This window comes from Paenibacillus sp. FSL H7-689 (assembly GCF_000517905.1).
In the GTDB taxonomy this organism is placed as follows: Bacteria; Bacillota; Bacilli; order Paenibacillales; family Paenibacillaceae; genus Paenibacillus; species Paenibacillus amylolyticus.
Genome location: NZ_ASPU01000015.1, coordinates 722,570 through 739,857 on the forward strand (window position 1 = coordinate 722,570; position 17,288 = coordinate 739,857).

General features: G+C 43.3%; 18 protein-coding genes. 5 read left to right on the plus strand and 13 right to left on the minus strand.

Going from position 1 to position 17,288, the window contains the following annotated elements:
• Positions 1 to 95: 95 nt before the first annotated feature.
• Complete coding sequence (locus C170_RS14305) at positions 96 to 1,817, minus strand: helix-turn-helix domain-containing protein (protein ID WP_036610586.1); 1,722 nt, start codon at positions 1,815 to 1,817, stop codon at positions 96 to 98.
• A 303-nt stretch (positions 1,818 to 2,120) separates the two neighbouring features.
• On the opposite strand from C170_RS14305, the gene C170_RS14310 reads away from it, so the two are divergent.
• The 4 genes from C170_RS14310 (at position 2,121) to C170_RS14325 (ending at position 4,866) form a co-directional block, all read left to right on the plus strand.
• Positions 2,121 to 2,249, plus strand: a complete 129-nt coding sequence (locus C170_RS14310) for an epipeptide YydF family RiPP (RefSeq protein WP_036610589.1) — start codon at positions 2,121 to 2,123, stop codon at positions 2,247 to 2,249.
• 271 nt (positions 2,250 to 2,520) lie between these two features.
• The gene (locus tag C170_RS14315; RefSeq protein WP_036611077.1) at positions 2,521 to 3,468 is read left to right on the plus strand and encodes a YydG family radical SAM peptide epimerase; all 948 of its coding nucleotides are present in this window, start codon (positions 2,521 to 2,523) and stop codon (positions 3,466 to 3,468) included.
• A complete protein-coding gene (locus C170_RS14320) occupies positions 3,465 to 4,211 on the plus strand; it encodes a hypothetical protein (protein WP_036610592.1) in 747 nt (248 codons plus the stop codon). Before C170_RS14315 ends, C170_RS14320 begins: the two co-directional genes overlap by 4 nt.
• A 19-nt stretch (positions 4,212 to 4,230) precedes the next feature.
• Entirely contained in the window at positions 4,231 to 4,866 is a 636-nt protein-coding gene (locus tag C170_RS14325) for an ATP-binding cassette domain-containing protein (RefSeq protein ID WP_036610595.1), read from the plus strand.
• A 774-nt stretch (positions 4,867 to 5,640) separates the two neighbouring features.
• On the opposite strand, the gene C170_RS14335 is transcribed toward C170_RS14325, so the two are convergent.
• From C170_RS14335 to C170_RS14350, 4 genes are all read right to left on the minus strand, one after another.
• Positions 5,641 to 5,967, minus strand: a complete 327-nt coding sequence (locus tag C170_RS14335; RefSeq protein ID WP_036610600.1) for a hypothetical protein — start codon at positions 5,965 to 5,967, stop codon at positions 5,641 to 5,643.
• A gap of 45 nt (positions 5,968 to 6,012) precedes the next feature.
• Positions 6,013 to 6,789, minus strand: coding sequence for an IucA/IucC family C-terminal-domain containing protein (locus C170_RS14340; protein WP_036610604.1), 777 nt, complete (start codon positions 6,787 to 6,789; stop codon positions 6,013 to 6,015).
• A 1-nt stretch (position 6,790) separates the two neighbouring features.
• Positions 6,791 to 7,831: an ABC transporter substrate-binding protein gene (locus C170_RS14345; RefSeq protein WP_036610608.1), complete on the minus strand. Its 1,041-nt coding sequence runs from the start codon at positions 7,829 to 7,831 to the stop codon at positions 6,791 to 6,793.
• A gap of 136 nt (positions 7,832 to 7,967) precedes the next feature.
• Positions 7,968 to 8,261, minus strand: coding sequence for a hypothetical protein (locus C170_RS14350; protein ID WP_036610612.1), 294 nt, complete (start codon positions 8,259 to 8,261; stop codon positions 7,968 to 7,970).
• Positions 8,262 to 8,419: 158 nt separating this feature from the next.
• Here C170_RS14350 and C170_RS14355 point away from each other — a divergent pair, with 158 nt between their 5' ends.
• Positions 8,420 to 8,791 (plus strand): hypothetical protein, encoded by a 372-nt coding sequence (locus C170_RS14355; protein WP_036610614.1) that lies wholly within the window; start codon positions 8,420 to 8,422, stop codon positions 8,789 to 8,791.
• Positions 8,792 to 8,842: 51 nt separating this feature from the next.
• On the opposite strand, the gene C170_RS14360 is transcribed toward C170_RS14355, so the two are convergent.
• The 8 genes from C170_RS14360 to recQ all read right to left on the minus strand — a co-directional run bounded on the left by C170_RS14360 (position 8,843) and on the right by recQ (position 17,068).
• Entirely contained in the window at positions 8,843 to 9,427 is a 585-nt protein-coding gene (locus C170_RS14360) for a chloramphenicol phosphotransferase CPT family protein (RefSeq protein ID WP_036610616.1), read from the minus strand.
• A 47-nt stretch (positions 9,428 to 9,474) separates the two neighbouring features.
• Positions 9,475 to 9,825: a hypothetical protein gene (locus C170_RS14365; RefSeq protein WP_036610618.1), complete on the minus strand. Its 351-nt coding sequence runs from the start codon at positions 9,823 to 9,825 to the stop codon at positions 9,475 to 9,477.
• 88 nt (positions 9,826 to 9,913) lie between these two features.
• Positions 9,914 to 10,480 (minus strand): histidine phosphatase family protein, encoded by a 567-nt coding sequence (locus C170_RS14370; protein WP_036610621.1) that lies wholly within the window; start codon positions 10,478 to 10,480, stop codon positions 9,914 to 9,916.
• 48 nt (positions 10,481 to 10,528) lie between these two features.
• Complete coding sequence (locus tag C170_RS14375) at positions 10,529 to 11,008, minus strand: hypothetical protein (RefSeq protein WP_036610624.1); 480 nt, start codon at positions 11,006 to 11,008, stop codon at positions 10,529 to 10,531.
• Between the two features lie 115 nt (positions 11,009 to 11,123).
• Positions 11,124 to 11,768 carry a DUF3885 domain-containing protein gene (locus tag C170_RS14380; RefSeq protein ID WP_036610627.1) on the minus strand — a complete coding sequence of 215 codons (645 nt, stop codon included), beginning with the start codon at positions 11,766 to 11,768 and terminating at the stop codon, positions 11,124 to 11,126.
• A 138-nt stretch (positions 11,769 to 11,906) separates the two neighbouring features.
• On the minus strand, positions 11,907 to 12,236 hold the full coding sequence (locus tag C170_RS31335; RefSeq protein ID WP_051447171.1) for a DUF3024 domain-containing protein: 330 nt from the start codon (positions 12,234 to 12,236) through the stop codon (positions 11,907 to 11,909).
• A 306-nt stretch (positions 12,237 to 12,542) separates the two neighbouring features.
• Positions 12,543 to 14,585 (minus strand): B12-binding domain-containing radical SAM protein, encoded by a 2,043-nt coding sequence (locus C170_RS14390; RefSeq protein ID WP_036610630.1) that lies wholly within the window; start codon positions 14,583 to 14,585, stop codon positions 12,543 to 12,545.
• Positions 14,586 to 15,187: 602 nt separating this feature from the next.
• Entirely contained in the window at positions 15,188 to 17,068 is a 1,881-nt protein-coding gene (gene recQ, locus C170_RS14395; protein ID WP_036610632.1) for a DNA helicase RecQ, read from the minus strand.
• Positions 17,069 to 17,288 lie beyond the last annotated feature (220 nt).

The following is a 17,288-nucleotide window of genomic DNA, read 5'->3' on the forward strand; positions in this document are numbered from 1 at the left end:
CGACGGCCTTCCGATGCTTTTGGAACATATCAACTTTTTGAAAGGTAGCGCGTACCAACTTTCGCTGCAAGCGGGCTAGCGCCAACAACTACCTATCAAGCCAACAACGCCTGTTCAATCTGATCCACTATCCCATTAATACCTGTCGGCCCATAACAGCCGATCCATGTTGCAGCATCTACCGAGTGTATTTGCTGTCGCTCATCCGCATCAAGCATCCCCCAGACACGTTGCTCTGTCGCAGATATCCCATCCTGCATAAGCTCATTACTCAGTAAAAAGTAGTGGCTAGCTTGTACTGCCGGTAATCTCTCAACCGAGATATGATAGGCCGTGTCGGCGGTATCTGCTACAAACAACGGAACGGGCAGACCCAGATCACGGTACAGCACAGCGCCTGTGCGATGAGCAGCAGAATGGACGCGCACGAGGGAATCCAGTGGACGAATCAATGCCACACTTTTCCCTGCCAGTACAGAGGACAATTCCTCGGACAGCAAAGCTGTTCGGCGATGATAATCCGCGATAATCTGCTTAGCCTCGGCTCGCTTGTCTGTCAGTTCACCGAATAGACTCAGGATGGTCTGCCAGTTTTCATTACGCTTGAACATGAGCACTGGAGCGATCTGGCTTAACCATTCATGATGCTGATCATGCACCTCGGTGCAAATAATCAGATCTGGCGCAAGTCGCTCTACCGCCGGAAGATCGGGGTATTCATACGTACCAAGTAATGCTGTATGCTGGAGTCCTGCCCGGAGTGATTGAGGGAACGATAACACGGTACTTCCTAGTCCGACACTTCCTACCGGAGACAAGCCCAGTGCAAGCAAATGATCAGCATATTGAACATCAAGGACAGCGATACGCTGTGGTATTTCGGTGACGGTGTACTCCCCGCGCATATGGCAGATGACTGGACCTTCAGCTGATTCATAGGAAGAAGCTGTGCGATTTTGCAGCAAGGCATTCGCATAGTCTGCATCTCTTCTCGAAGCGGCGGCATGCCGGTAATGTAGCGGTGGGACGCCATTATATTTTTTAAATGCTCTGCTGAAATAATACATATCGCGATAGCCCATTTTGTCCGCAATTTCACCGATGGAGGCATCCGTATGACGCAACATGCGTGAGGCACTTTCCATACGCAGCTGAATGACGTATTCCATCGGTCCGAGCTGCTTCTCCTGTTTGAAGCGGCGCTGCAGCTGTCTTACACTACAGCCCGCCAGGGCTGCCAGCTCTTTTAGCTCCAAATTCTGACGATAGTGCGATGTGATATAAGAAGCGACTACATCCACCATGTCGGACTCCGCTCCCCCTTGACCACGTTCATACTCCATGATCAACTCGTAGATCATTCCTTGGAGCAAAGCGTTGGCATAGAAACGTTCCAGTCCTTCACCGCGGCGCCATTTGGCAACGATTTTTTCGGCGTTTTCGATCCATTCCGCATGGGTTGCCGAGTTTTGAACAAATGACCTGCGCAACGGGTGCTTGCGATATGAAGGTACAACAAGAGAGGCACCCTCTATGGAAGAAGCCTTGTACATAATGACAATATAATGAATGTCCTCTGATCTGGCCGTCAGCGTAAAGGATGATCCCTTCACCACATGACAGGCAAAAGAAGCTCCAATGTGGCAACCCTCGCCATCCATTGCAAGCTCCCCTTCGCCTCCATATGCCAACAGCAGCACATTTGAAGTTAAATCCGTTTCGTGTAAAACGCTGCCTGTCTGCAAAGTACCGCTATACCCGTCAAGCATCTTGATCGTTGTATCACTCCATAGACTTGTCTGTTCTTGCAGCGGCATTTCTCTCATCTCCTGACAATCACATAGGCATAATCATTGCTGTTGTTATTGTAGTTGAGATTCTTTCTCATTGTCAATTTTCGGACTCGGCACACCTCTTCGTCATGCAGCTCAGGCAAAGCAATGGTCAGAACACTATGAGGGAAACGAATATTCAGTTGTTAGGCGAAGATTCAGCAATGTTGATCAAAGTCTCGTTAATCCCCAGCAGTATCCAATCATTTAATAGGTTTCACATATTTTTAACTTGTCTGTATAACAATTACATGTATAATAGTGATAATTAGAAGGAGGTGAATACATATGAAAAAATTAGAGATTAAAGAATTGATTTCTAAATCGGAGAAACTGGCTAAAGTTAATGATTTGTGGTATTTTGTCAGATCTGGAGAGGGTGCTTGGATTGTAGGTTCAGGAGGCGGAAGCAAGTAAAATGTCTTTTCTGAATCTGTGAATTCCATAAAAGCTAAAACTCAAATTAGTGGTTGAGTCATCTAAAGCTCCAAGCTTCTTCATCAATTTTGATACATACAGGAATTACTCATGTGAGCTCTGGCACAATTTGCGCCTGAAGACTGCCAACCACTAATTATGGGGTCTGGCTACTTTATTAGGAATTATTTAGTAGGAATTTCGAGCGACTGTGTATAAAATAACGCTTTTACATCTCACTTCATTTAAGAACGGTAGAAAGGAAATGTTCATGTATAACAATGCGGTCATAAACCTGGGAGCGAAATGTAACGCAGCCTGCGCTCATTGCTGCTTTTCTTGTTCTCCAGCCTCGACTCAGTCTATGGAGCCAAATTACATAAGACAACTTGCCCATGAATTGGCTGAAAATAAAAAAGTAAACTTGATTTCATTCACAGGTGGAGAAATTTTTTTGAACTATCCATTTTTACAAGAGCTATTAGAAATTATAAAACCTCATCAGAAGAGAATCACCCTTATTAGTAACGGCTTTTGGGGTATGAGTAGAAAAAAAACAGAACAGTATTTTAACGACATGGAGTATTACAATGTGACCAATCTAACAATAAGTTATGATGAATTTCATGAACCATACGTTAAAGCAGACGCCATTAAAAATATACTGGAATGTAGCAGAGACTTCTCTAATACGAGCGTGGCGCTAAATATGGCTGTAACAAAAAGTAAAATGTCTAATCGTATATTAGAATATATGGGAGAATCTTTGCTTGGGATCAGAGTGACAAAGTTCCCACTCATGCCAGTTGGAGAAGCAAAACATGAAGAACCGGACAGCTTTCAACATATTTATAAACTCAGTAACGAAAGGAGTTTGCATTGTCCTGGATTTGAAGTCGTGTATCATTTTGATGGTCAAATATATCCTTGTTGCTCGCCAGCGGTATTTGATACCAAATTGCATTTGAGAGAAAGTATGGATCAAACGTTTGACAGAACCATTGAAAAATTAAACGCCAATCTTCTATTTTACATTATGAGAAAGGAAGGGTTTAAATGGTTTATTGATATAGTTCAGAGCAACCCTGAATTTAATCATATTAAAATTCCGGAACAATTTTCATCCATATGTAACATTTGCAATATTTTATTTAAAACGGAAGAGAATATTGATTTGTTAACACCATATATGATGAATTACTACGAGAATATGGTATGAAGCAGTGTTTTACGTTTGAAAACGAAGAATATGAAATTTTTGTAGAAAACGAAGTCTTTGTTAAAGATAAGTGCAAAAAAGAATTTTATAAGACAAGTATTATCCATTTAAATGAAACTTTAAAGGAGCAGTTGACCGAATATAAGAGTAAAATTAATTCTGTGAATTTCACCATTTATATCACAATTTTTTTAATACTACTTGTGTCTAATCTTTATTTTATTCATTTTTTCGGTTATAAATTCCCTGGGTTTGAACATAACCTGAAAAACTATTTCATTTTTGCTTCTTACATGATTTTTAATGTCTTTATTCATGAGCTAGGCCACATAAAATCCATGAATTTTTTTGGGCGGAAGCATAATAAAGTTGGATTCAAAATGAACTTTTATGTTTTTCCTTCTTTTTATGTTCAACTAAACGATATTTATATGTTATCCAAAAAAGAAAAGCTCATTGTTCATTCAGCAGGTATTTACATAAATTTATTCATTATTTTAACGTTCCAGATCATCAATACGTTATTCTTGAAAATGGATATGTTGTCGGTATCATATATTTTCTTCTTTTTAGCATTATTATGGAATGTGATCCCCGTGTTGAACTCTGATGGATATAAAATTTTACTTACACTCCTAAATAAAGATGAATTTGAAAACTCTAAGAAAAATCATTTGATTATTAAAATAATTCAGATTATTGGAGTTTTACTAGCTATACGTTCAGTATTATTGTGGTTTTGAAAGAGGAGGAATTCATGCCATGGTTTTAGATATAAGTGGCTATACGTTAAGAATCAAAAATAATCTCTTGCTTGATCACGCACATTTACATTTTCAACCAGGGAGTGTCAACCATATTGTAGGGAAGAACGGTGTGGGGAAATCCAGATTGGCGAAAGACTTTATTCTAAATAAGAGCGGTTTTTTCCCGAAACAACTATCCTCAAATCTAACCGTAATCTCAAGTTATTCTAATATACCTGAAGATATTTCCGCAAAATTGCTTTTTAAGATATTAATTAAAAGATATGATCGGATGATGTTGGATCAGCTTAGTGATTTATTGAATATTGAAAATATACCATCCAACATTCTCATTAAAAATTTAAGTGATGGACAGAAACAGAAGCTTAAGCTGGTATCATTTCTTTTAGAAAATAAAGAGATTATCATTCTGGACGAGATCACTAATTCTCTTGATAAAAAAACAGTCAATGAGATTCACCAATTTCTTAATATCTATAGCAAGCAGTATTCAAACAAAATCATATTAAACATCACTCACAATTTATCAGATCTCAAAAACATCGAGGGAAGGTACTTCCTCTTTCAAGACAAAAAACTAGTGCAATACGAGGACAAAGATCAACTAATAAAAATATATATTGAGGACTAGTGACTATGATTGAATTTGCAAAAAGCCTATTTAATAAAGTATTTATGTTTCTGGCACTTATTTTTGTATTGTCGTTCTTAATCGGTTGGTTCCTTCCTATTGGAATTGATAAAGTTACATCTCTAAGTTATCGAGAGTATCTCTTCAGTACGTATACTGTGTTTACTCAATTTGGATTTTTAATGTTCTCGTTTATCATTGCATTCTTCGTTAATAAAGAATACTCTAATAAAACCATTCTGTTTTATAGATTATTATCGTATGACAGTCTTAGATTTTTTTTGAATAAAGTTGCTGTACTTTTTATGGAATCGCTTATTTTAATTACAATATTACTTTCATTTGTATCTATGATGTACAAGGATTTTAGCCTGTTTTTTCTTATGGTGTTTTTGTTGACGTCTGTAGTCACACAATATATCCTCATTATTGGGACAATCAGTTTGCTTTCATCTAACATCTTGATGAGTATTGGTTTAAGCATCTTATACTGGATATTAGGTGTCGTTTTAGTAGCTAGTTCTGATAAATTAACATATGTTGCTGTATTCGACGCTTCGAATCTCCTTTATTCCCATATTGACCAAGTGTTTGTACAAGGGAGCAATTTCATTTCTCTAAGTAATGTATTAACGGTTATTGTCTATAATGGTATCTTATTTGTAATGAGTGTTCTGATAAGTAAACTGATGAACAAACGTTGGTTAAAGCTTGGAATTGACTAAAAAGTTGATGTACAAGCTGGATTTTGGGGCAATCTGATATCAACTCTTTTTACACCATTATATGGATAGTCCCATCAAAACATAAAGGTTGCGTATTTCTGAACCCGAACAGTTTTCTGCTGTGATTCCTCTCCGAAACTGATCTGGCCGTCAGCGTGTACGATGATCCCTTCACCACATGACAGGCAAAAGAAGCTCCAATGTGGCAACCCTCGCCATCCATTGCAAGCTCCCCTTCCCCTCCATATGCCAGCAGCACATTTGAAGTTAAATCCGTTTCGTGTAAAACGCTGCCTGTCTGCAAAGTACCGCTATCCCCGTCAAGCATCTTGATCGCCGTATCACTCCATAGACTTGTCTGTTCTTGCAGCGGCATTTTTCTCATCTCCTGACAATAGCAAAGGTAAAGTTGTTGCTGTTGTCATTTTAGTTGAGATTCTTTCTCATTGTCAATTTTCGGACATTTGAGACAATATTCGCCTGACATCTGGTAATAGAAACAGCAGGTAATTCGCTCGCTTTTGGCAACATGCACATTGTCCTTACAATCGGTGAAGCGGGTTAACGGATTCTTCCTCTCACCAAACACTTCCCCGGATGCCACCTGCGTCAGATATGAAAAGTCCTCTCGAATGATCTTACTTTCCTGCTCAGTCTCGGCTTCATCAGGAGCGAATAGTCGGCCGATACGTACCATGATATTCTCCCAGAGAATACTCATCGAAAGTGGCGCAATCGCAGCAAGCGTCTTTAACAGCGGTGTAAGTTGTACTGCAAACATCTCCTCGACCACCTTTTCCCGCCACACTGCCCTGTCTCCCGTTAGTCCTTCAGCCTGAAGTCCATTCACCGCTAGAAAAGGAAATCGTGTGCCGCCCTCATGATCTGAGAGCGCCGGATGATAGAGAAAGCTGTTCTCCAGCTGAAACGAAACATGCTGATGATGAAAAGTCATCGCGGTCACCAGCGGAGCCGTCCACAGATAGCCAATTCGCTTGGCTAACATGGAAGCGGCAACCTTCATGTCAGGAGCATCGATATACTCCTGAAACCAGCTGATGTACTCTCGGCATGCCGCTTCGTCATGCAACTCACTTAGAGCAATGGTACGGACACTATGTTCAGGTGGCTCACCGAGCAAGATCGAATAATCCTCCACTGTCTCTTTCCATAAGTCTGTCGAGAGATATGGGTTCATATTAATTCGATCCGAGCAGGGCTTCCGATGCCTGATCTACAATAAGATTAATCGCAAGAGGTCCGTAATATGCAATCCACAATGTTGAGTTAACGTCATACGTGCGGTTATTTTTCACAGCATCAAGGGACTTCCACACGGGATTACTCACCATCGCCTCTGCCTCTGCCGCAAACAGCTCATCCGACAGCACAAAATAACGATCTGCCCCAATGTCAGGAACCTTCTCCATCGAGATTTCAACGGAGGTATCATCCTTGATCTCTTTAACGAGTTCAGGCATGTTTAAGCCCAAATCATTATACAAAATGCCGCCTGTGCGGTGCTCGATGCCATGGACACGGATACCTTCTTTACGCGGACGAATCAGAGCGACTGTCTCATCTCCCATTTTCTCTGTCAGCTGTGCCTTCAGACCAGCGACTTTCTCCTCATAGGCTATGCGCACTTTCTCTGCCTCGTCCTGCTTGTCTGTAAGTTTAGCCACCGTAGCTAACGTATCACGCCAGTCTTCGTAGAAATCGAGTACCAGGGTAGGTGCAATTTTGCTTACACTCTCATACTGTTTCTCCTGGAAATCCGTCATGATAATCAGATCAGGATCTAGGGCTACAATCGCTTCCAGATTAGGCTCATCCCGTGTACCCAGTACCTGTACGTCACTCGGTTGATCGCCTAAGTATTCTGGAAAATCAGTATTACCTCCAGCGATAACACTGCCTGCCGGCTTCTCGCCAACGGCTAACATTTGATCCAGGAACTTAACATCAAGCACTGCAATTTTCTGTGGTTTTTCGTTTAGAGTGATGTCACCCTTCATACCCTTGATCGTTACGGGAAAAGCTCCGTCCGACTGCGTTTCCGCATTCGCAGGTGTCTCCGCTGGCGTTGCCGCAGATTGTTTACCGCTATCTGTACCTGTTCCGGCACCACAAGCCGTCAGGACAAGAATAAGGGCTAACATCAAGCCCATGAATAATCGTGATTTGTGAGCAGCATATGCCTTGCTTCCGGCAGCCTGCCTCTTTGTTCCTTGATTCATGATGAATCCCCCTTATGTATAATACTGATAATGATTTTCATTATCGAAACATAAAGAGAGTATAAACGATCTCTGCATTGCGTTACCATGTACTTTTGCGACATTTGAGCCGGACTAATGCGACATCGTAAGCCGCTTATCCGCCCTTTAATGTTTCAGTGATATATGCTTGCAGTAGGTAAATGTCTGAAAGAAGCTTTTCTTCTTCCGGTGTATTTCCATACTCCCCTAGCCAGCGCGGTGTGCGGATATGCCACTCGTTAGACATGTATTGTTGTTCATTCCGATACGCTATAATGTGCTCCAAGAAATATTCCAAAGAGCCAAAGGATTGTTTATGACTATCTTTGATAATGGATTGTGTTTTTTCAATGATTGCCTTTAACATGTGTTGGATATGATCTTCTGAATTCTTAGCGTTAATTTCCATCGTGACCTCCCCCTATCTCTACAAAAAAATGAATTAGTATATTATTTAAATGAGCCTAATATTTCTAAACGTTGAATTCTGTTCTGATTAAATACAATAAATCGATGCCCAATGAGTATTGAGACATCGATTCATATCATCTAATTATGAGGTGAATCATGAGTATGCGACCAAACATGAAGTTTAGCATCATTGTTAGCGCAGTTATTATTGTCGTTGTTCCTATTATCATTGGATTTTATATGTTGAACAAGGTTGTCGATCCTGACGAGACAATGGTTACGAGAACTGAAGTTTCTCCTGAGCTTATTACTATAAAAGGTGGATTTGCAGACAGTATTAGCAGATATCACGGCTACTACCTCTCACTTGACAACAATTCACTTTTCATTCAGATTAAAGGCAGTAAACTTCCTATCGGTGGTAGTAAAGACTTCACAATTTCATTTTCTAATACTTATGGGAATGTTGATGATATCTACTTATTAGGTCCTGGCAACGCTAAGAAAAAGATTTGGCCAAATCCCTAACTTTCATTTGAAATATATATCATATGATCTGACGCAATCAGCTGCAGTCTCTTAGTCTCTTCTGCTTAGCTTCCTAAATGCCAAGTATTCCTGATCAGACTTCATATAACTTAATATCTTTTCCGCACATGCAGCTGAGCTAAGCTCTTCCGTATTTACTTCCAGGTCATATTCATCATAGGAGTAGATGTAGTCGAACTGGGAATGGGCAAGTCCAATCTCTCGATCTCCCCTGCTCTGCTCTCTTCTGGTGAGTTCTTCTTTTGAGCACTGCACACCTACAAACAATATCGGATAATCCGATAGTAACTCATAAAAATCATTAAACCACTTGTCATTGCTGATGACTGTATCCACGATGAAATTCAAACCCATCTCCGAAAACAGTTTAATGGTTGCACAGTACAACGAATTGATCGGGTCGAACAGGATATCTGTCATGACATGGTGCTCTACTTCTCTTGTTGGTATCATATCTGGATATGTAGTATCGATAAATTGATCATAATTATGAAGAAATTGATCTACAGATAGATGATGAAACGGAATGTCTCCCTGATTTTTCATTTCCATCGCAATGCTTGTCTTCCCCGAACTTGACGTTCCGTTCAAAAATATAATAATTCCTCGTTCCATATTGATCACCCTTATCATTCAAAATTGGAAAACACTGTTCTGCTGAATTACCACTCTCTCCATTCTTCCGTAATATCTTCATCCTCATGGATGTCTAATCCAGCCAACCTAGCCGCCTTGTCTATAAAATCAGCCAATTCTTCACGTTCCATCGTTTCAATAAAGTAACCATTGGCCTCATTCATTTCATTAAAGGCAACCACCACTTCTTCTACAGCCTTCATCATGCGCTCAGAATCTTGTGTTTCTTGTAATGCTATTAATTGGTGCAAATATGTATCCAGGGCTTGATCAGACTTGAGTAATCTTTCTTCTGTGAAGAGCTCATCTCCGCCTTCAATCATTCTTTCATTCCATAACTTCGTTGGTTTTTGATGAAACAAGTTTTGTAACGTCATTGGAGTCACCCCTCTAAAATTCAATTATATCTATACTTTATCTGTAACCAAAATTATGAACAAGCGTTCTCGCCTATTCACTTTCACCCTATTCGCCCCATAGCCTTGTCACGTTCTCTAATTCCATCTCGTCAAATTGTAATCGATAAATGTCCGGTTTCTTGGTTTGATTCATAAAATCCAATCCGTAACTCGAATCAAAGTAGTTCATCATCAACGTCATTACATGTCCGTGTGTGCCGATCGCCACTTTTTTGCCCTTGTATTCTTCTAAAATCTGTTTCAACATGCCCACTGCTCTATTCTGGCAAACCGTGTTCGACTCGCCTCCTGGCAATGCATAATCAGGGTCATCAAACATTTTCTTCGAAGCAGGCTCAAATTCTTCGTCTGCAATCATATCATCTGAAAAATGCCTTTCCCGCAGATCCTCCATGATCTGAATATCTAATCCTAACGCTGCTGCCACACCTTCTAAGGTTAGAATCGCCCTAGCATAAGGACTTGAGACGATGGAATGTATTCCTTCATTCGTTAAAATTTCCGTTATTCGTTCTGCATTCATCTTGCCCTCCAGGGTAAGCCCCCTCGTTCTTTCCGTTCCTTCCGTATACGGTGACTCCCCATGCCTTACCATATAAACGATGGTCTTCATAGGACCCTCCTTGAATTTCTTCTATCAAAATTTACTGCCCTCTTTAATCTATTTCACTTCTTTATCAAGACTAACGTCAAATGTTGAAGTTATCGATTTTTGTCTAAAATCATTGGGTATCACTTTAATCTCCACGTTTAGATGTATAGATTCAGGCAGATTCATTTCAGTTATATTCTCATAACCAATGAAGTAATAATGCTTTTCGTCCAGTTCTATCAAACCTCCACCTGTTGAGCCAGAAGTTGAAATCAAATGTCCGTCACGATAAAGCTCACAAGCAATATTATATTCCTCCAAACTAAACCCTTTCACTTCATATCCAATCTTGATTTGATTTTCCGTGTAATCAGCATTTCGTAAACTGATCGCACCACCATCCACCATTTGGGTCTGAATTGCAATATTTGCTTCGGGCATCTCCGGTTTCTTTAATAGATAGCCTACTTTTAGGTACCATATAACTCCTAATACAACTACAGCAAGTACAATTATAGCAATAATAATCTTCTTCTCTTTTTTATCCATAATCCATACTCCTTACATCGGAACACTCTTATAGTTTTTTCCAAACCTGTATTTCAAATAATACATAATCCCTGCTCAATCAACATCCGAGAACTGTCTTGGAACATCCACCCCATTATCCTAGAAATACATTGTTAATTCTGTCTCGATCATAATCTAAAATCCAATCGTTATATTCTGTATAGATATCCGTTAGTGCTTGTCTTGATGCTGAAATAACATCGCAACCTCTATCATCATAGATATGAAATATCGTTTTCTGACTTATATTAATGATGTACACCCTATGATAAATCTTTGGCTTAATTCCAACATCATGATTACATATAGCTTTGATTAACTGATTATATTTCAAGTCCTCAACTCTACATTTAGTCCAGTACCTATACATGTTGTTCCTTGGGTCTAGGATGTCATCCGGTTCACAATCCAAACCTGGAAATATCTCAAGTCTTAAGGCTCTAATCGGCCCTTTCTTCTTGATATATTTTCTGTACAGGTTCAATTTCTTCACTTTGTGTTTAGCCTTATCTGCAAAATAAGCTTGAGTTATTAATAGGATTTCATCTTCTTGATCATGAAGAGCCTTAAATAGTTCAACTGATCGATGATACACTTGTTCCATGTAATGCTCCGTATTCGTTCCAAACATCAGAAGATTACCAAGTTCGAATCGTATTGCAACATCCCAATTATAAAAAAGAGGCGGTTCTAAGGTCAGGTTTGGAAAATGCTCTGCGAGATACGTCTTCAGGTCCATTCTGTGGCCTCCAAATTCACTTTAAAGATGAGCGCCAGCTTAAAGAAGGTATCCGTCTCTTCAAAGGTTTGCGGTTTGATATTCAGATCTTTTAATATTAATTGGGTTACTTCCCCCCCCAACGCCTTTTCAGAAAAATTAACCCCAGAACATTCCGTTATGACCTTCGTCCACGATCTTGAGCTGTGTTTCAAAATCTTCGTTCGGATCGATATCATCGATGTAATGCCACTTTCCTTTACTGTCCTGCCAATACACTTTCCATACCTTCTCATCCATTCTGAATTGTGCTACCGGCAATTGTACCCATTTATCGCTTTGAAAGGCTTGTCTTTCTTCAATCAATGTCACATGGTTACCTCTGATTTTATAACTAATCTTCATCTGACTTTTCACATGCTCGGGTACAGCATTCTCGGTGTAATGGTCCATAATCTTTTGAATGCGTTTCTTCGTAAAATCATCCATGTTTTCTAACTATCCTTCCTTGATCCATTTTGTTTTGATTATATCATGTTGATTTCTCCGATTTAAATGATGCTTTACTTGTAAAAGGTAAACCGGAGCGCGGCTTGTGCAATAGCAAGCCACGTGAGGGTGAGGTGCTGCGCCCAATGGGGTTGCACCGCGTCAATGATCGCGGTGCCCACCTTGGTAGCATCACGAGCACAAAGCCGCGATGCACGAAAAAAAGCGCCACGACCGCATAGTCGTGGCGCTTCCTCTTGCTACATGGCACCAATTAGCCATGTAGCTTATCTCAGGCCGCTGCACCTACATGGCAGCGGCTTCTTCTCCCAGCGGCAGCGTGTAATACTGCGCCTGCTGCCCTTCATGCTGCTGGTACACAACGACCAGCAGCGTCCGGCCTTTCGCGGCAAGCGGGCTGGCGCCAGCTAGCACACGCTCAAGCCGGAACGGAAGCACATCCAATACGGTGTGCTTCTGCAGTTCCTTTTCGCCGAGACCAAGGTCGGCGAAAGCACGGGCACCCATGACCGTCTGTGCGGTCATGGCCGAGGTCATCGGCAACGCACGCGAAGCGTTGCCGTCCACCATGTCCGCCGCTCCATCCGCGGCGGACCCTGTTGCGTCGCCCGAAGTGAGCGACGCTGCATCCCCGACTTCGCTGCCGATCACACCCGCCGCATCTGCGGCAGAGTCTTCTCCGGCAGCAGCCGAACTTCCCGCAGCGACACTCGCACCCGTGCCGCTGCTTTCCAACCAAGCCGTGCCTGCGGCGCCGGCAACACGTGGCAGTCGAACGTCTTCTGGACGTTCAGCCAACGTTTTCATATAACCCGCCCACTGGTCTTTCTGAAGCGGATCTTCCCACCAGATTTTGCGTGGTTTGTATTTGTGACCGAGGAAATAGTCCAGCTTCATCAGGCCAAGCACGATATCCATATGCGGCGTATTCCGCGACTCCAGGAAGCTGTGCAGACGAGTGAACAAATCCTCCAGTTGGTGACCAATCTTCTGCCAACCCTGACCTTCCCAGTAATCCCCGAACGCCTGGAAGAAATCAAACGGCGAGTTGAACTCCTGCTCCATCAGATACTTCAGCGTATGGTCCATCCGGTGTGCGTTCCAGTATTTCTCCAACACATCCTCCAGCCGCTTCAGGCGTACGATGTCACTGAACGGCAACACGTCACTGCCCAGAATCTCATACGGCGCGTGATCCATGTATGTGTAGTTATACTTCTCCGCATCCAGACGCAGACCTGTACCACGTAGCATTTTGAGGAATCCGAGTTGAAGCTCTTCCGGCCCCAGTGCAAACACATCGTTAAACGTTTTGCGGAACGTATTGTAATCTTCCTCCGGCAGTCCGGCGATGAGATCCAAATGCTGGTCGATTTTCCCGCTGGCTTTTACCTTGTTCACGGTCCGGCTCAGCTTGGTAAAGTTCTGGCGACGTTTCACCAGTTCATTGGTCGGATCATTCGTGGACTGAACCCCGATCTCGAACCGGAATGTGCCCGGCGGCGCATTCTCTGCAAGATAGTCCAGTACTTCGGGACGCATAATATCCGCCGTAATTTCAAACTGGAACACCGTCCCCTGATGATTCTCGATCAGGAATTTGAACATTTCGAGCGCATAATCCCGCTTGATGTTGAACGTCCGGTCCACAAACTTAATCAGCTTTGCGCCCTTCTCAATCAGGTACAGAATGTCCGACTTCGTCCGCTCAATATCGTAATAGCGCACGCCGACCTCTATACTGGACAGACAGAACTGACAACTGAACGGACAGCCCCGACTGGTCTCAAAATAAACAACCCGTTTCCCAAGCTCCGGGATATCCTCATCAAAACGGTGCGGTGATGGCAGATCGTTCAGATCCGCTTTCGGGCGTCCTGGCATGAGAATGACCTCTTCCCCTTTGCGATATGCCAGTCCATAGACAAAGTGGAACTTCTTGCTTCCTTCCAGCTCCATCAAAAGCTGATGCAGCGTCTCTTCCCCTTCACCCATCACGATGAAATCCACATTGGGAATCCGGTTCATCCAATATTCCGTGTCGTAGGACACTTCCGGCCCGCCCAGCAGAATTTTCACGTTCGGCATAACCTTTTTCAGGTTATCAATGACCTTGATCGTCTCTTCAATGTTCCAGATGTAACAAGAGAAACCAATCACGTCCGCGCCGCGCTGGTACAGATCAGACACAATATTCATCACCGGGTCCTTGATCGTATACTCCGCCAGGTCAATATCAAAATCCTTCTCACTGTACGCCTTCAGACATCGCAAGGCCAAAGAGGTATGGATGTACTTTGCATTTAATGTAGAAAGAATAACCTTCATGGTTCACAACCTTTGCCTGGACACCCAGACCATATTTTTTTGATAAAAGGAAAGCTGCACAGCCATCCTGCCCCGGATGCTGTTCATCTAAACCTCTTTTGAACTAGCCATTCCATGTCTCAAGGACATATCCAACTTTTGTCTTTCAAAGAGTGGACACTCTTTTCAAAAAGACATATACACCCCGCCAAACCCAAACCACAACATACAGTATGAAACACACATGATAATACTACATGATGTATACGATAAGGTTAGCCATTTCTAACGCCAATGTCCACCCTTTGAAAGACAATTCGCCACCATTTGTCCACTCTACAGAGACAAGACAACCAACTTCAACCTGTAAAAGACCTCATTCGCATTCCATCCACAATTCGATATCCACATTTTACTGCCTTGAGCCTTTAGGCTTTAGCCTCGAACCTCCTGCCGAACGCTTCCCCCGTATCATGGACGAACCATCGACTTGTATGAAGCATATCCATCAACTTTTTGATCAATTAAGCTTTACGTGTCATGAACTTCAAGACTTGAAATGGCGAATGCAAAAAAATTCTCACTCCATAACGCCAGCTAAACTCGCTCATAATTGATCATACTCACTCATACTCGTAAAACGCATCATCATCTGTATCCACTTCTTCGCCCGATTGCTTCTGGAAAAACTCCAGGAACGGCAGTCCGTACTTGCGGTACTTGACCTCACCGACCCCTTTGATATCCAGCATGTCACGTTCTGTCTGTGGACATACCACACTCATCTCACGAAGGGTCGCATCATTGAAGATAATGTACGATGGCACATGCTCTTTCGCCGCCAGATCTCGCCGGATCAGACGAAGCTGTTCAAATACGGTCTCGTTGACCGCAGATGGCATGGCATCGCGACCACGACGTCCGCCGTAGTTCGTACCCGAAGCCGTTGCCGCTGTCTTGCGGACAACACGCTGCATCACTTCACGCTGGCCTTTGAGCACTTCCACCGCAAGTGGTTGCAGACGAACGACCGGATACTGTCCCTCGGACAGCATCAGATATCCTTCGGATACCATCACGTTGATGATCTCCGAAATCTCACGTTCTGTCCGATTACCCATCACGCCGTAGGTTGGCAGAGAGTTGAATCCATAATCAAGCACCTTTTTGGCACGGGAGCCTTTGAGCACCGAAGCGACCAGCGATACACCATACCGTTCACGCATCCGGTGAATGCAGCTGAATATTTTCTGTGCATCAATCGTCATGTCTACCAACTCGCGGTCGTCCGTACAGGAACTGCAAGTACCGCAAGGTGTATCGTCATGCACCTCACCGAAATAATCCAGCTGCGCACTGCGCAGACAACGCGTTGTGTAACAGTAATCCACCATCTGTTGCAGCTTCCGGTAATCATTTTGTTTGCGGTCGCCGTCCATCGGATTCTGCTCAATCAGGAACTTTTGGGTGATAATGTCTTGTGCCCCGAATAACAGAATACACTGGCTTGGCTCTCCATCCCGGCCTGCACGTCCGGCTTCCTGCACGTATGCCTCCATATTTTTCGGCATGCTGTTATGAATAACGTAACGCACGTTCGACTTATCAATCCCCATCCCAAACGCATTGGTCGCCACCATCACTCGGATATCATCGTACAAAAAAGCTTCTTGGCTCTGGGACCGTTCATCGTCCGTCATGCCAGCATGGTAGCGTCCTGCGGGTAATCCCGCCTGCAACAAACGCTGATGCAGATCGTCCACGTCCTTACGAGTCGCGGCGTACACAATGCCCGGCTCGCTAGCATGCTCGCGCGCATAATTCAGGACAAAGTCCTTCTTGCTCTCGCCGCGCAGCACGCTAAACGCCAGATTATCCCGCCCAAGTCCGGTCACATATGTCTGCGGGTCCTGCAAACGCAGCAACCGCAGAATATCGCCCATGACCTCGGGCGTCGCTGTCGCCGTAAAGGCCGCAACTACCGGCCGCTCCGGCAAACTGTCCACAAACGGCGCTACCGCCAGGTAGCTTGTCCGAAAATCATGCCCCCACTGCGATACACAGTGGGCCTCATCCACGGCAACGCAAGAGATCGGCAAATAGCCCATCTCCTCGCGGAACCAATCCAGCTCCAGTCGCTCAGGCGCGACATAAAGCAACTTCAGCTCACCGCGCTGCGCCGCGCGGATGCGATCATTCACTTCTTTGCCGCTAAGTGTACTATTAATATACGCGGCAGCAATTCCGGCGGTCGTCAACGCATCGACCTGGTCCTTCATCAATGAGATCAACGGGGAGACAACAAGCGTCAGACCCGAATATAACAGAGCGGGGATCTGATAACAGATCGACTTACCGCCCCCAGTTGGCATAATACCCAACGTATCTTCACGTTCCAGCAGACTGGCTACGATCTTTTTCTGTCCCTCACGGAAGTCGGGGTAGCCATAATATTTTTGCAGGAGACCCTGCGCTTCTTCTAATGTAGGTGTTTGCACACTCATGTAAAGACTCCTTACTTATCACCGGTGTTTTTCCACCAGCTTGGTCCGATCCGATTCTGACATCCGAAAGCGGCTCATATCCCGCATCCTTGACAACAAAATGGCGTTCTCATGACTTGTCCGTCAAGCAAACGCCGCTCCCTTTAGTTTAACGGCCCAGCCCCGAATGAGCAACCGCGTTTTACTGTAAAACGTTTGAAGCTTCTTCATTAAAATAAAA

Bases quoted from the DNA above. Each gene is read 5' to 3' on its own strand.
- C170_RS14365 (WP_036610618.1), bottom strand. From the start codon at position 9,825: ATGACGTTACAAAACTTGTTTCATCAAAAACCAACGAAGTTATGGAAT.
- C170_RS14345 (WP_036610608.1), bottom strand. From the start codon at position 7,831: ATGAATCAAGGAACAAAGAGGCAGGCTGCCGGAAGCAAGGCATATGCT.
- C170_RS14390 (WP_036610630.1), bottom strand. From the start codon at position 14,585: ATGAAGGTTATTCTTTCTACATTAAATGCAAAGTACATCCATACCTCT.
- C170_RS14355 (WP_036610614.1), top strand. From the start codon at position 8,420: ATGAGTATGCGACCAAACATGAAGTTTAGCATCATTGTTAGCGCAGTT.
- C170_RS14380 (WP_036610627.1), bottom strand. From the start codon at position 11,768: ATGGACCTGAAGACGTATCTCGCAGAGCATTTTCCAAACCTGACCTTA.
- C170_RS14305 (WP_036610586.1), bottom strand. From the start codon at position 1,817: ATGCCGCTGCAAGAACAGACAAGTCTATGGAGTGATACAACGATCAAG.
- C170_RS14320 (WP_036610592.1), top strand. From the start codon at position 3,465: ATGAAGCAGTGTTTTACGTTTGAAAACGAAGAATATGAAATTTTTGTA.
- C170_RS14325 (WP_036610595.1), top strand. From the start codon at position 4,231: ATGGTTTTAGATATAAGTGGCTATACGTTAAGAATCAAAAATAATCTC.
- recQ (WP_036610632.1), bottom strand. From the start codon at position 17,068: ATGAGTGTGCAAACACCTACATTAGAAGAAGCGCAGGGTCTCCTGCAA.
- C170_RS14375 (WP_036610624.1), bottom strand. From the start codon at position 11,008: ATGGATAAAAAAGAGAAGAAGATTATTATTGCTATAATTGTACTTGCT.
- C170_RS31335 (WP_051447171.1), bottom strand. From the start codon at position 12,236: ATGGATGATTTTACGAAGAAACGCATTCAAAAGATTATGGACCATTAC.
- C170_RS14350 (WP_036610612.1), bottom strand. From the start codon at position 8,261: ATGGAAATTAACGCTAAGAATTCAGAAGATCATATCCAACACATGTTA.
- C170_RS14360 (WP_036610616.1), bottom strand. From the start codon at position 9,427: ATGGAACGAGGAATTATTATATTTTTGAACGGAACGTCAAGTTCGGGG.
- C170_RS14315 (WP_036611077.1), top strand. From the start codon at position 2,521: ATGTATAACAATGCGGTCATAAACCTGGGAGCGAAATGTAACGCAGCC.
- C170_RS14340 (WP_036610604.1), bottom strand. From the start codon at position 6,789: ATGAACCCATATCTCTCGACAGACTTATGGAAAGAGACAGTGGAGGAT.
- C170_RS14310 (WP_036610589.1), top strand. From the start codon at position 2,121: ATGAAAAAATTAGAGATTAAAGAATTGATTTCTAAATCGGAGAAACTG.
- C170_RS14335 (WP_036610600.1), bottom strand. From the start codon at position 5,967: ATGCCGCTGCAAGAACAGACAAGTCTATGGAGTGATACGGCGATCAAG.
- C170_RS14370 (WP_036610621.1), bottom strand. From the start codon at position 10,480: ATGAAGACCATCGTTTATATGGTAAGGCATGGGGAGTCACCGTATACG.